Below are 14,357 nucleotides of genomic sequence, written 5' to 3' on the forward strand. Positions count from 1 at the left end.
GAAAGATGCAGGTGCGCCGGACGCAGACGGTCAAAGCACCGGAAAGAGCTGACTTCGGCGCGGGCGTATTTCGGCGCGGGGGATTGCACAGAACCGGGCGTTTGGAACGCGCCAGGGGATTGCGCGGCACACGGGCACCCCGCGGCCGCACGCCGTTACTTACCCTTACTTACCCCTCACGCTCCGACATCGTGTTGATGATCTTGTCGAGCGCCTGGCCGAACGCGAGCTTTTCCTGCTCGTCGAGGCAGTCGAACAGATCCCCGTTCCACTTACGCGCGATCGGCATTACCTTGCGATAGAGCGCGCGGCCCTCCGGGGTCAGCGACACCAGCACGACGCGGCCGTCTTCGGCGCTCGGATCTCGCTTCACGAGTCCTTGCTTGATCAACGCCTCGGCCGCACGGCTCGCCTGACTCTTGTCGAGGTTGGCGTGCCGCGCCAGTTCCATGATCGAAAACGGTCCGAACGAGCCCACCGACGCAATCACCCGCGCTTCAGGTAATGTCACGCCCAGTTTGTCCTGATAGCGCTCGCTGATGCCACGCTCGGCGAGTTTGTTCAGCACATGCAGACGATACGTGAGGAACTGTTCGAGTCCGGCTTTGGCGGAGTCCTTCATGGTCTTCCCGTGATAAGTGGAGCGGTCGCGGCGCTGTGATTGTTGCCGCAACCGTCCTGCCGGTCAACGCGCGCCGTATTTCAGGCGCGTCAATTGCTCGGCCTCGTCGGCCAGCAAGCGCGCCGCGTCGCGAATCGCAACCTCGAGGGTGATCGGCCCGGGGGCCGGCGAGAAGCAGCCACTGAAATGTTCGGCGAGACGCGGTAGCGCCGCGGAGTCGACCGCGCCGGAGAGCAGCGTGGCCGGCACGCCCGCTGCCTGCGCATGACGGCAAGCGATGAACGGCGCCTTGCCGTGCAGTGTTTGCACGTCCGAGCGGCCTTCGCCGGTGATCAGCCAGTTCGCACCTTCAAGCGCCGCGTCCAGCCCGATCTGCCGCGCGACGGTTTCCGCGCCCGGCTCGAACTGCGCGCCCAGCATGTGCAGCGCAAAGCCGAGACCGCCGGCCGCACCCGCGCCGGGTTGGTCGCGTGCCGTGCGCCCAAGCGCCGCCTCGAGCAGATCGGCGAAGCGGGCGAGGGCGGCGTCGATCGGGGCAACCTGATCCGGCTTCACGCCCTTTTGCGGTCCGAACACCGCGGTCGCGCCGTGATCGCCGGTCAGTGGGTTGTCCACGTCCGACATGCCGACGAACTGCGTGTCTGCCAGACGGGCGTCCAGCTGCGACACGTCGACGCGCGCCACGCGAGCGAGTTGTTCGGGCGTGGCGTCGAGTTCTTTGTCTTCTCCGTCGAAAAGTTTCAGGCCGAGGCCGGCCAGCAGGCCGGCGCCGCCGTCGTTCGTGCTGCTGCCGCCGAGCGCGACGAAAAAGCGCCGCACGCCCGCGTCGAGCAGGGCGCGAATTGCTTCGCCCATGCCGCGTGTGCTGCGCGCTTCGACCGGCACGCCCATGCCGACCGGATCGGTAATGCCGACGATTTCCGCCGTTTCGATGATCGCGCTGCCATCCGCAAGCAGACCGGTGAGTGCCTCGCGTACCGGACCGGCCGCGCCGCGCACGCTCAGCGTGCGGCGTTCGCCGCCGCTCGTAAGCATGGCGTCGAGCGTGCCTTCGCCGCCGTCGGCCATCGGGCAGATGCGCACGCTGGCGTCAGGCCGGGCGCGCTGGATGCCGGATGCAATCGCCTGCGCGACCTGTTCCGCGCTGAGCGAACCTTTGAAGGAATCGGGAGCAATGACGACGACAGGCGAGGACGGCAAATTCGGCATGGTGTCTCTGAATGGTTAGGATCGTTGCGAGGGCGGACGATATGAAGAATGCAGGCGCAGCCCCGAGCGCGTCCGTTAGCTTATCAGCATGGGCGCGCCGACTGAATATGTCGAACGGCATAGCCGGGATTGTCCGCGGCAGCGCGTGCGGGAATCATGAGTGGGAAGGCGCGCGGCAAGCGCGGCGCCGTCGGCTATGCGGGCCCCTCCGGCGGAAGCGGCGTCGATGAAAGGAATCGTTAGGCTGCAGAAAGCAGTCTGGAAACTGGCTGGTGACTGGGCGCAAAGCCAGCGCTAAACAGCCACGAAGCAAGCCGCAAACAGGTGAAAAACAGCGCGGAAAGCGGTCCGAACACCGATAAAAACGCGCGCAATCATCGAATCCCGGCTAAGCGCGCAAATAGTTTGCTAAAATATTCGGCTCTTTGGACCCAACCGTGCTGCCGGCGGCCTGCAAGCCCGCGGCGCAGGCGCCGAATTGATGTGACGCGCGATGCGAAGCGACATCGAAAAGCGGCACGCAGAAGATAACTGATTCGCTCGAATAATTTTAGGACGATTGAAGCCATGGCTAACGTTGTTGAAAACCTCGGCAAGCTCGAACGCCGCGTCACGATTTCCCTGCCGAAGGATGCCGTGCAGAAGGAAGTGGACTCGCGTATCCGCCAACTCGCGAAGAATGTGCGCATGCCGGGTTTCCGCCCGGGCAAGGTGCCGCTCAAGATGGTCACCCAACAGTATTCGGGCCAGGTGGAAGCCGAAGTGCTGAGCGACAAGGTCGGCAAGGAATTCTTCGACATCAGCCGCGCCGAAAACCTGCGCGTTGCCGGTCAGCCGAGCTTCGCGCCGAAGGCCGACGCTGCTGAAGGCGACTACGCGTTCGACGCGACGTTCGAGGTGTATCCGGAAGTGAAGCTGGGCGACGTCGCCACGGCTGAAATCGAACGCACCACGACCACCATCAGCGAAGCGGAAATCGACCGCACGCTGGACATCCTGCGCAAGCAGCGCGTGCATTTCCACGCTCGCGGCGAAGCTGGCGAGCATGGCGACGGCGGCGCGGACACGGCGGCTAAAGACGGCGACCGCGTGACGGTCGACTTCGTCGGCAAGATCGACGGTGAAGTGTTCCAGGGCGGCAGCGCCGAAGACTTCGCATTTGTGCTGGGCGAAGGCCGCATGCTGCCGGAATTCGAAAAGGCAGCGCTGGGCCTCGCGGTCGGCGCATCGAAGGAATTCGATCTGGCTTTCCCGGCTGACTATCACGGCAAGGATGTCGCTGGTAAGACCGCGCAATTCACGATCACGATGAAGAAGATCGAATGGCCGCACCTGCCGGAAATCGACGCCGAATTCGCGAAGTCGCTCGGTATCGAAGACGGCGATCTGGTCAAGATGCGCGCTGAGATCAAAGACAATCTCGAACGCGAAGCGAAGCGTCGCACGCAAGCTATCGTCAAGAACCAGGTTATGGACGCGCTGCTGAAGATTTCTGAACTCGACGTGCCGAGCGCATTGATCGCACAAGATCAGGAGCGCCTGGTTGGCATGGCCCGTCAGGACCTCGAGCAACGTGGTGTGCCGAACGCCGCTGACGCACCGATCCCGGCTGAAATGTTCAAGGAACAGGCTGAGCGCCGCGTGAAGCTGGGCCTCGTGCTGGCCGAACTGGTCAAGGCTAATGAACTGCAAGCCAAGCCGGAGCAGATTCGTGCCGAAGTCGACGAATTCGCGAAAAGCTACGAAGACCCGAAGGAAGTCGTCCGCTGGTATTATTCCAATCAGCAGCGTCTTGCCGAAATGGAAGCGTACGTCGTTGAAGCCAACGTCGTGGATTTCGTCCTCAGCAAGGCCAAGGTGACGGACAAGGAAGTAAGCTTCGAAGAACTGGCAAGCGCAACGGCGCAAGCGTAAGCGTCGCTGCAACGGCGTGCCGGCTGTCGGAGCGACGGCCCGCACGCCGTTTTTTTTGTGCTGTGAAAGTGCGTTGCGTTTTGCACGGCGTTGCACACCGCGTCCGCACGGATCGCGCACTTGAATACGGGTTTGTCGGCCGCACCTGTCTAGCATCTAATATTTAGAATATTTCCAGACAAGGATCCATTGCATGACCTTTCGCGCCCAAATGCTGGACACGTTGACCTCCCAGTCGTCCCGGGATCTCGAAGCGCAGGCGCTCGGACTGGTGCCGATCGTCGTGGAAACGAGTGGCCGGGGTGAGCGCTCGTATGACATCTATTCACGTCTGCTGAAGGAACGCATCGTGTTCCTGGTTGGCGAAGTGAACGATCAGACGGCCAACCTCGTCGTCGCGCAGATGCTGTTCCTTGAAAGTGAAAACCCGGACAAGGACATCAGTTTCTACATCAACAGCCCGGGCGGTTCGGTTTCGGCCGGGATGGCGATCTACGATACGATGCAGTTCATCAAGCCGGACGTCTCGACGCTGTGCATGGGCCTCGCGGCCAGCATGGGCGCGTTCCTGCTGGCAGCCGGCGCAAAGGGTAAACGCTTTGCGCTGCCGAATTCACGTGTGATGATTCACCAGCCGCTGGGCGGCGCGCGTGGCCAGGCGTCGGACATCGAAATTCAGGCACGTGAAATTCTGTACCTGAAGGAACGGCTGAATCATCTGCTCGCGCACCACACCGGCCAGCCGGTCGAGCGTATCGCGCGCGACACCGACCGGGACAATTTCATGTCCGGCGATGACGCGCAAGCTTACGGTCTGGTCGACCAGGTGGCGCACAAGCGTCCTTGAATCGGTGCGGTCTCGTCACAAAACGGGGCGAGACCGTTAGCGGATCGGTTGTGAAATAATCAAGACTCGTCCGAGCGCCTGCGGCAAACGCCGTTATCCTGGCTCAAGCCCCGCCGCGCCCAAACCGCGAGGCAGGGGCAAACGGCGTATCATGTAATCGAGTGTCCGGAGGCTCACACATCTATGGCGGACAAGAAAGGTTCTAACAGCGAAAAGCTGTTGTATTGCTCGTTCTGCGGCAAGAGCCAGCATGAAGTCAAAAAACTGATTGCCGGCCCGTCGGTGTTCATCTGTGATGAATGTATCGACCTGTGCAACGAAATCATCCGCGATGAGGCTGCAGGGGCGGGCATCGAGGCGGGCTTGTCCAAGTCCGATTTGCCGAGTCCGCAGGAAATCCGTGAAATCCTCGACCAGTATGTGATCGGTCAGGAACGCGCGAAGAAGATTCTCGCGGTCGCGGTGTACAACCACTACAAGCGCCTGAAGCATCTCGACAAGAAGGATGAGATCGAGCTGTCCAAGAGCAACATCCTGCTGATCGGCCCGACCGGTTCCGGCAAGACCTTGCTTGCGCAGACGCTCGCACGCCTTCTGAACGTTCCGTTCGTCATTGCCGATGCAACGACGCTGACGGAAGCCGGCTACGTCGGCGAAGACGTCGAGAACATCATTCAGAAGCTGCTGCAGAACTGCAATTACGAAGTCGACAAGGCCCAGCGCGGCATTGTCTACATCGACGAAATCGACAAGATCAGCCGCAAGTCCGACAACCCGTCGATCACCCGCGATGTCTCGGGCGAAGGCGTGCAGCAGGCCTTGCTGAAGCTGGTTGAGGGCACGATGGCGTCGGTGCCGCCGCAGGGTGGCCGTAAGCATCCGAATCAGGACTTCATCCAGGTCGACACCACCAATATTCTGTTCATTTGCGGTGGAGCATTCGACGGCCTCGAGAAGGTCATCGTCGACCGTACGGAGAAGACCGGTATTGGCTTCGGTGCGAGTGTGAAGAGCAAGCAGGACCGCGACGCCGGCGAAGTGCTGCGCGAAGTGGAGCCGGAAGATCTGATCAAGTTCGGTCTGATTCCTGAGCTGATCGGCCGTCTGCCGGTGGTGGCTACGCTCGGCAAGCTCGACGAACCGGCGTTGATGAAGATCCTCGTCGAACCGAAGAATGCCTTGGTGAAGCAGTACCACAAGCTGTTCAATATGGAACGCGTCGAGCTCGAGATTCGCCCGGCCGCGTTGCAGGCTGTTGCACGTAAAGCGATCCGTCGCAAGACGGGCGCTCGCGGTCTGCGCTCCATCCTGGAACAGGCGTTGCTTGATGTCATGTACGATTTGCCGCAGATGAAAGGCGTTAGCAAGGTCATCATCGACGACAACGTGATTGACGGCGACGGCAAGCCGCTGCTGATCTACGAAGACGCGCCCAAAGTGGCGGGTTCGAACTGATCGGCTTTCGGGTTCTGCAAAAAAAGCCGTTCATGGCGACGTGAACGGCTTTTTTCGTTTATCGTGTGGTCAGGATGGTTGTTTTCACTATGGAGTCACTGAACCTTCGGAGTCACTGAACTTTTCCCACACGCGGAGGCTTGCAATCTTTTCTGCTGGCCTCACCTATCGAACGAACTGATTCCACTCATGGGGAAATGAAATGTCAGGAACCCAACTCCTCCCGCCGGAACGCATTACGCTCCCGCTGCTCCCGCTGCGTGACGTAGTCGTCTTCCCGCACATGGTGATTCCGCTCTTCGTAGGCCGCCCGAAGTCGATCAAGGCTCTCGAAGCAGCGATGGAAGGCGGCAAGCACATCATGCTCGTCGCCCAGAAAACGGCTGCGAAAGATGAGCCGACCGAAAAGGACATGTACGAAGTAGGGTGTGTTGCCAACATCCTGCAAATGCTGAAGCTGCCCGATGGCACCGTTAAGGTGCTCGTCGAAGGCTTGCAGCGCGCGAAAACGCTTTCCATCGAAGAACAGGAAACGCAGTTTTCGTGCGAAGTCATGCCGCTCGAACCCGACCACGCCGACAGCGCTGAAACTGAAGCGCTGCGCCGCGCGATCGTGTCGCAGTTCGACCAGTATGTGAAGCTGAACAAGAAGATCCCGCCGGAGATCCTGACGTCGCTGTCGGGCATCGACGAGGCTGGCCGTCTGGCCGATACGATCGCGGCGCATCTGCCGCTCAAGCTCGACCAGAAGCAGCACATCCTCGAAATGTTCCCGGTCATCGAGCGCCTCGAGCATCTGCTCGCGCAACTCGAAGCTGAGATCGACATCCTGCAGGTTGAAAAGCGCATCCGCGGGCGTGTGAAGCGCCAGATGGAGAAGAGTCAGCGCGAGTACTACCTGAACGAACAGGTCAAGGCGATCCAGAAGGAACTGGGCGAAGGCGAAGAAGGTGCGGATCTCGAGGAGCTCGAGAAGCGCATCACGGCTGCCCGCATGCCGAAGGAAGCCAAGAAGAAGGCCGACTCCGAGCTGAAGAAGCTCAAGCTGATGTCGCCGATGTCGGCTGAAGCGACGGTCGTGCGTAACTACATCGATACGCTGATCGGCTTGCCGTGGCGCAAGAAGAGCAAGGTCAACAACGACCTCTCGAATGCGGAACGCGTGCTCGACGAAGACCACTTCGGTCTCGAGAAAGTGAAGGAACGTATTCTCGAGTATCTCGCGGTCCAGCAACGTGTCGATAAGGTGAAAGCGCCGATTCTGTGCCTCGTTGGGCCTCCGGGTGTCGGTAAGACGTCGCTGGGTCAGTCGATCGCTCGCGCTACGAACCGCAAGTTCGTGCGTATGGCGCTCGGCGGCGTGCGCGACGAAGCCGAGATTCGCGGTCACCGTCGTACGTACATCGGTTCGATGCCCGGCAAGATCCTGCAAAGCCTGACCAAGGTCGGCGTGCGTAATCCGCTCTTCCTGCTCGACGAAGTCGACAAGATGGGCCAGGATTTCCGCGGCGATCCGTCGTCGGCTCTGCTGGAAGTGCTCGATCCGGAACAGAACCATACGTTCGCCGACCACTACGTCGAAGTCGACTTCGATCTGTCGGACGTGATGTTCGTGGCGACCTCGAACTCGCTGAACATCCCGCCGCCGTTGCTCGACCGGATGGAAGTGATCCGTCTGTCGGGTTACACGGAAGACGAGAAGGTCAGCATCGCGCAGCGTTATCTTTTGCCCAAGCAAAAGAAGAACAACGGCCTCAAGGAAGGCGAGGTCGATGTGACGGAATCCGCGATTCGCGACATCATTCGTTACTACTCGCGCGAATCGGGCGTGCGTTCGCTTGAGCGTGAGATTTCGAAGATCTGCCGTAAGGTCGTGAAGATGCTTCTGCTGAAGAAGGCGGAAGGTGCGGTGAAGGTCGACGCGAGCAATATCGACACGTTCCTCGGCGTGCGCAAGTACGACTTCGGTCTGGCTGCGAAGGAAAATCAGGTTGGCCAGGTCACGGGTCTCGCGTGGACGGAAGTGGGCGGCGATCTGCTGACCATCGAAGCCGCGGTGATGCCGGGTAAGGGCAATGTGATCCGCACGGGTTCGCTCGGCGACGTGATGAAGGAATCCGTCGAAGCTGCGCGCTCAGTGGTCCGCTCGCGTTCGCGCCGTCTGGGTATCAAGGACGAAGCGTTCGAGAAGCAGGACATTCACATCCACGTGCCGGAAGGCGCGACGCCGAAGGACGGTCCTTCGGCCGGTATCGCCATGACAACCGCGCTAGTGTCGGTGCTGACCGGCATTCCGGTCCGTGCCAATGTCGCGATGACGGGCGAAATCACTTTGCGTGGCGAAGTCCTGCCGATCGGTGGCCTGAAGGAAAAACTGCTGGCAGCGCATCGCGGCGGTATCAAGCTGGTGCTGATTCCGGAAGAAAACGTCAAGGACTTGACGGAAATTCCGGACAACGTGAAGAACGCGATCGAAATCGTGCCGGTCCGGTGGATCGACAAGGTGCTCGAGTTGGCGCTCGAACGTGTGCCTCAGGCATTGCCGGACGAGGAGCCGAAGCCGGCGGCTGCGCCTGTCGCAGCGGCTGAACCCGGCAAAGACGCCAGTGCGACGGAAGTTGTGAAGCACTAAGGCAGTCAGCGGCGAAAGCCGTTTGCTGTAAAAAAACCCGCGGCCCCGGTCGCGGGTTTTTTATTGGCGGCGAGATGCCGGCAGGCGCGTCTGGAATGCGCGAAATCCCACCTTTTGAGCAAAGGGCGTGCTCAGTCGCCGACTGGTTGTGCGCGCATCGATTTGCGGCAAGGTTTGATTATAGGAAGCACCCTCCAGAACCGCCGAAATCAGGCTCAACCCCGCTTGACACAAGGGTTTCGGCCAATTCTAATGAGTCGGCTCGGCGTTGGCCGCCAGCCGCGTGATGTCAGGTGCTACAGAGCGCCGTCACGAGTGCCATAAACATTCTCGGGGGTTGGAATGAATAAAACGGAATTGATCGATCACATTGCGCAGCAAGCCGATATTTCGAAGGCTGCGGCAGGCCGCGCACTCGATGCGGTGATCGGTGGGGTCAAAGGTACGTTGAAGCAAGGCGGGTCGGTGACGCTGGTGGGTTTCGGTACGTTTGCCGTGGGCAAGCGAACCGCGCGCACGGGCCGCAACCCGCGCACTGGCGCCGCTATCAAGATCAAGGCAGCGAAGGTCCCTAAATTTAGGCCTGGCAAAGCTCTGAAGGATGCGCTAAACTAATGGGCTTGAGGAATTGTGGATTCGTTAGAAAGAAGTGCGGCGAATCCTGCGTGACTTGGCGTCGCATCAATTGCGGTACAAGTTGATCGATCAGACAGTAAAAGCAGAAGCACGTTGAATCGCGAAACGGGTGCTTAGCTCAGTTGGTAGAGCGGCGCCCTTACAAGGCGTAGGTCGGGAGTTCGAGCCTCTCAGCACCCACCATTTCCGTTTCGTAATTAGCATCCGAGCAGGTCCGAAGAGATCTGCTGCAGTACGCTGAAACCCGCGTGGCTATTGGCTCCGCGGGTTTTTTATTGGCGCTGAATTGATCCAGAAAGTCCGTTGAATGCCGGCCGAATCCGGACTTTTATCGTTGTATCGTTCGTTTGACGAAACTAAAGACGTTGTCGGTAAAGTCAGAGACGGCCGGCGATCAACTACTCGCCACAGCCAGTGGGATGCAATGATGCTGTATTGCGACGACCTTCAAGGCGGGGGAACGCGTGACGTGCGCCCCGATTTTAGAAAGCCTTGTCTATTAAGTTAGCTATCCTCACGTATTGCGTGTTCGGCCTCACGTCGGCCAACAAGTTGACAGTACCGCGGTGAGAGGGACGGTCGTGGACGGCAGGAATGGGGGCGCTTGTATAAGTGCGCGCGTCCGGGTGTAAGACCCTGACGTGCGCCGTTGCCTTGCGATATTTACTGGCAGGCTTTCCCGTGATCGGCGTGGAAACCCTTTGCTTTTGCATCCGCCTCAGTCATGTATGCGCCATTCTTCGTCTTGCCGTAGTACTTGTCTGTCGGGCAATGGTAGACCTTGGTGCTCGTGTTGACCCAGACCTGGCCGGGGCCGCCACCGGCTGCCGCTGGTTTTGCACTGCTCGCAGCGGCCGGAGCGACAGCAGGGGCCGCACCTGCGGGAGCGCTAGCAGCGCCTGCTGCGGCACCCGATGCGCCGTACCAGGTCTTGATGCCCTTATGACCAGCGCAGGCGCCCTTTTTCGAGGCGCCCGAATAGGACGTGCCGTCCTTGCAGAGGGCTGTTGATCCGGCCGGCGCGCTGGCCGGGACCTGCGCATAGCCAGCAGTCGCAACGAGTAATCCGGTCGCCACTGCCATGGAAAGAAACGGTATTTTCATCGCTGATCCTGTAGGTGTGAGACGAGGTAGGTTCGATCAGTGTCGCGCGCCCGCACGACACTGATTGATATAACGCGACGTCGGCGGGTTCCGCTGACATGTTCAGGTGCGCGATATCGTCAAACTTTGCAAGATCAATGAACGAGGTACGCAAAATCAATGGTTGATCGTCTCGAGCGCCAGACCTTTCGTAGAAGGACCAAGCAGAATCATGCAGATCGCAACCAGCATCGACATGCCGATGAAGACCGCGACGCCCGGCACACCGTAGCCGTGCAGCAGGATGCCAATCGCAAGCCCAGCGAAGGCAGCCGAGATGCGGCTCCATGAATAGACGAAACCGATCGCGCGGGCACGTACGCGGGTCGGGTAAAGCTCCGCCTGGTAACCATGATATGCATAGGACATGATGTTTGCGGCGAGTGTGAACATCACGCCGAGCGCGATCAGCAACGACGGACTGGAGGCTTGTGAAAAGATCGCGATGACCACACCCATGGTGAAAAGACCGGCGCAAATCTGGGTCTTGCGTTCAATTCTGTCCGCGAATAAGGTGCCCAGCAAGGGACCGAAGGGATTGGCGATCGCGATGACAAAGGCGTAGCCGAGGCTCGCGGTGACGTGAATGCCCCGATGAATCAGCAGCGTGGGCACCCAGGCAGCGAAGCCATAGAAGCCGATGACCTGGGCCATATTGAAGATCGACAGGATGATCGTCCGCCGCCGATAATCCCGGGAAAAAATCTCCTTTAGCGTGCCACGCCCCTCCTTTTCCGGCGCACTCGGCGTTGGTGGCGCTAGCACGATACTTTTTTCAGCAGTCACGCGACGCTCGATGTCAGCAACGATCCGCTCGGCCTCGTCCACGCGGCCGTGGCGAGCCAGCCATCTCGGACTTTCCGGAATCTTTCGGCGCAGAAACCAGACGGCCACAGCGCCGACCGAACCGATCAGGATGACAACGCGCCAATAGTCAAGGCCAAGGGGCCGTGTTCCGTTCAGCGCATAGGCGAGAAACGCGACCAGCGGCACAACCGCGAAAGTGATGAACTGGTTCACGGCGTAAGCACGGCCGCGCTCCTGGCTTGGGATCAGCTCGGAGATGTAAGTGTCGATTGTCACCAGTTCGACACCGATACCGATGCCGGCGACGAATCGCCAGATATCAAGCGCGAATCCTGAAGTCTGGAAAGCCATGATGACGGTGCAGATCATGTACCAGATCAGCGACCACGTGAAAATGAAGCGTCGGCCAAACCGGTCGGCGACAAAGCCGAGCACCAGTGTGCCTACCCACAGTCCCGCGAACGTAGCGAACACGAACGTACCAAAACCGGCGACGGCGAGTGGCTGGAGGGCTGCGAAGAAGCCGAGGGACTCCGGTTTGAACAAGCCGGACTGAACCATGCCGGGAGCCACATAGCCGGTGAAAAAGAGATCGTAGAATTCGAATACGCCGCCAAGCGATATCAGGATCACCATAGACCAGATGGTGCGGGACGGCGGTAGCCTGTCGAGACGCGCCGCAATCTCTGCTGCCTTTTGGGTGGACATGTGCGCCTCTCGTTCCCGTCGAAAAACGTTGATGCTAAAGGCAGATTGCCGTCCGGCTAATTTTGATGAACAGCAGCTTGCGGCTTGGTCTTGATAATTCTGAGCTATCCGGGCGGGCCCAACGCGTCCGGAAGCGTCGGTGTCAAATACAACCCATCCGGGATCTTCCATCCCCACACGACGTTCAGCAATGCGGGCGAATACCGATGTATCGGCGGCAACCTAACGCCGCCAAGGTGTGATTAACGCCGCAGTTCCGACATGATTTTTTCGGCGAGAAAGTCACATGGCGGCCGCTTCGATTTAGCACTCCGAGCCAATATTAACTCCAGCGCGGCGATCTCGGGCAAGCCCTGTGCATGGCCGAGCAAGGTCAGATGAGCGGGAACCGCACAGCGCGCGAGCGGCGCCACCGCGAGTCCCGCTTCCACCATGCTGAGAAGGCCTAACAGGCTCGGGCTCTCGTAAGAGGTCCGATAGGTGATCTTCGCCTGTTCAAGACTGCGGATCGCGTTTTCCCGGGCGACGCTGCCCGGCATGAACACGGCAATGGGCAGCGGCCGCTCGCGCCAGATGTCATGCGCGCTGGGCGCTGCGGCCCAGATCATCGGTTCGAACCGGATGAACTCGCCCGAGAGGCCCTTGACGCGCGTCCCGCAGACCAGGTCGACTGATCCGTCCTTGACCATGGGCGCAAGCGCCACGCTTGGCAGTCCGACGACCTGAATCTCGACCTTCGGGTAGGTCGCGGAAAATTTCTTGAGGATCGACGGTAGCAGTGACGACGCGTAGTCATCAGGCACACCGATAACGACTCGACCGGTTACGTCGGGCCGGACCACTGCCGCCCACGCTTCATCGCGCAGAGCGAGCATGCGCCGCGCGAACGTCAGCAGGACCTCGCCGTCTTGTGTCGGGATCACGCTTCTGGGTTTGCGCACGAAAAGCGGCTTGCCGAGTGCAGTTTCGAGCGTCTTGATCTGCATGCTCACCGCCGATTGCGAGCGATGGACGATTTCCGCCGCGCGACTAATGTTCCCCGTGTCGGCCACGGCCACCATCATTGTCAGAACGTCCAGATCCAGTGCTTTCATTGGTATCAGAAAAGTTGATGGATACCATCAATATTACGCGATTTTCTTAGATTACTGCGTCGTGCATAGTACTGGAAAGGAACCCATCCATGAACGCGCGAACCGACCCTTCAATACTTGCCGTCCCGGAGTTGTACTTTGCCACCGTCCCCTCCGGCATCAGTGTGCCCTATGTGATCAGCGGTTCGGGAGAGCCGTTGGTTTTCGTGCACGGATCGCTTTGCGATTACCGCTATTGGGGCAGTCAAACCGGGTTTCTGTCGAAGCATTTCCTCTGCGTTTCGGTCAGCCTCAGCCACTACTGGCCGGCTGACGATGCCTGCATTCAAGGAGAATTTGGCTGGAAAACACATGTCGCGGAACTCGCCGAGTTCATCGCAGCAATGAACCTCGGGCCGGTTCATCTGGTGGGGCACTCGCGGGGAGGGTGCGTTGCATTCCACTTGGCGCGCGAGTATCCGCGCCTGGTGAAATCGCTGACGCTCGCTGATCCGGGCGGCCCGTTGCAGATCGATGGGATGCCCGAAGCCTCGTTGCCACCTGCGACCAATGTCCTTCGCGCGAAAGTCGCTGATCTAATAGAAAGCGGTGCGATTGACGCCGGACTGGAACTCTTCGTCGACTCGGTGAGCATGCCTGGCTTCTGGCGCAAGAGTCCCGCCAGTTTCCGCACCATGGCGTTCGACAACGCCGCCACGCTGCCGAAGCAGTTTCGCGATCCGTTGCCAGCGTACTCACGTGAAGCCGCGCGTGACGTACAGTGCAGGACCTTGCTGATCGAGGGCGAAAAGAGCCCTCGCATGTTTCGCAACAACGTTGACAAGCTGACGGATTGGATCGATTACGCGGACAAACAAACCATTGAAGGCGCATCGCATGGGATGAACGTCGCGAAGCCGGGGGTATTCAACCGGCTTGTCCACGCTTTCGTCAGTGCCTGATCGGAGGGGGCGCACAACGCGAGCGCCAAGTCGCACGTCGACGTTGCTTTTTGGTCATGGCTTCGGCTAGAATTGCGGATTGTTGGATTTTCCGCTGTATCTGCTTAACTGAATTGAGCGAATTGGATGGGAGCCTTGCCTCATAAGGCTTGACGGGCCGATTTCGAACCCCTCGGCACCCACCAGTTTCAGATTCGGCTTAGTGGTTCTGTTTAGCACCAGTAGTGAAGCGCAGTATAAGGAGTGGTAGTTCAGTCGGTTAGAATACCGGCCTGTCACGCCGGGGGTCGCGGGTTCGAGTCCCGTCCACTCCGCCAGTATCCTCGAAAGGCGAACTCCGGTTCGCCTT

At 59.7% G+C, this 14,357-nt stretch carries 11 protein-coding genes and 2 tRNA genes; 8 read left to right on the plus strand and 5 right to left on the minus strand.

What is annotated here, in order from left to right; genetic code table 11:
* Positions 1–169: 169 nt before the first annotated feature.
* Both GNZ12_RS09555 and GNZ12_RS09560 read right to left on the minus strand, forming a co-directional pair.
* Positions 170–622, minus strand: coding sequence for a MarR family winged helix-turn-helix transcriptional regulator (locus tag GNZ12_RS09555; protein ID WP_172310116.1), 453 nt, complete (start codon positions 620–622; stop codon positions 170–172).
* A gap of 63 nt (positions 623–685) precedes the next feature.
* On the minus strand, positions 686–1,831 hold the full coding sequence (locus tag GNZ12_RS09560; RefSeq protein WP_172310117.1) for a glycerate kinase: 1,146 nt from the start codon (positions 1,829–1,831) through the stop codon (positions 686–688).
* A 567-nt stretch (positions 1,832–2,398) separates the two neighbouring features.
* Between GNZ12_RS09560 and tig the strand changes: the two genes are divergently transcribed.
* From tig to GNZ12_RS09590, 6 genes are all read left to right on the plus strand, one after another.
* Complete coding sequence (gene tig / locus GNZ12_RS09565) at positions 2,399–3,745, plus strand: trigger factor (protein ID WP_054039527.1); 1,347 nt, start codon at positions 2,399–2,401, stop codon at positions 3,743–3,745.
* 193 nt (positions 3,746–3,938) lie between these two features.
* Entirely contained in the window at positions 3,939–4,592 is a 654-nt protein-coding gene (gene clpP / locus GNZ12_RS09570; RefSeq protein ID WP_007182010.1) for an ATP-dependent Clp endopeptidase proteolytic subunit ClpP, read from the plus strand.
* A 183-nt stretch (positions 4,593–4,775) separates the two neighbouring features.
* On the plus strand, positions 4,776–6,047 hold the full coding sequence (gene clpX, locus GNZ12_RS09575; protein WP_074284192.1) for an ATP-dependent Clp protease ATP-binding subunit ClpX: 1,272 nt from the start codon (positions 4,776–4,778) through the stop codon (positions 6,045–6,047).
* A 202-nt stretch (positions 6,048–6,249) separates the two neighbouring features.
* On the plus strand, positions 6,250–8,679 hold the full coding sequence (gene lon / locus GNZ12_RS09580) for an endopeptidase La (protein WP_172310118.1): 2,430 nt from the start codon (positions 6,250–6,252) through the stop codon (positions 8,677–8,679).
* Between the two features lie 342 nt (positions 8,680–9,021).
* Positions 9,022–9,294, plus strand: coding sequence for an HU family DNA-binding protein (locus tag GNZ12_RS09585; RefSeq protein ID WP_007182007.1), 273 nt, complete (start codon positions 9,022–9,024; stop codon positions 9,292–9,294).
* A gap of 128 nt (positions 9,295–9,422) precedes the next feature.
* Positions 9,423–9,498, plus strand: a tRNA-Val gene (locus GNZ12_RS09590).
* Between the two features lie 480 nt (positions 9,499–9,978).
* Here GNZ12_RS09590 and GNZ12_RS09595 read toward each other — a convergent pair.
* From GNZ12_RS09595 to GNZ12_RS09605, 3 genes are all read right to left on the minus strand, one after another.
* Positions 9,979–10,419: a DUF3761 domain-containing protein gene (locus GNZ12_RS09595; protein ID WP_074287710.1), complete on the minus strand. Its 441-nt coding sequence runs from the start codon at positions 10,417–10,419 to the stop codon at positions 9,979–9,981.
* A 156-nt stretch (positions 10,420–10,575) separates the two neighbouring features.
* Positions 10,576–11,973, minus strand: coding sequence for an MFS transporter (locus GNZ12_RS09600; RefSeq protein WP_172310222.1), 1,398 nt, complete (start codon positions 11,971–11,973; stop codon positions 10,576–10,578).
* Between the two features lie 242 nt (positions 11,974–12,215).
* Entirely contained in the window at positions 12,216–13,067 is an 852-nt protein-coding gene (locus tag GNZ12_RS09605) for a LysR substrate-binding domain-containing protein (protein ID WP_172310119.1), read from the minus strand.
* Positions 13,068–13,156: 89 nt separating this feature from the next.
* Between GNZ12_RS09605 and GNZ12_RS09610 the strand changes: the two genes are divergently transcribed.
* Entirely contained in the window at positions 13,157–14,008 is an 852-nt protein-coding gene (locus GNZ12_RS09610; RefSeq protein WP_172310120.1) for an alpha/beta fold hydrolase, read from the plus strand.
* 240 nt (positions 14,009–14,248) lie between these two features.
* Positions 14,249–14,325 (plus strand) — tRNA-Asp (locus GNZ12_RS09615).
* Positions 14,326–14,357 lie beyond the last annotated feature (32 nt).

Origin of the sequence: Paraburkholderia solitsugae, assembly GCF_013177695.1 — a bacterium.
Classification (GTDB): Bacteria; Pseudomonadota; Gammaproteobacteria; order Burkholderiales; family Burkholderiaceae; genus Paraburkholderia; species Paraburkholderia solitsugae.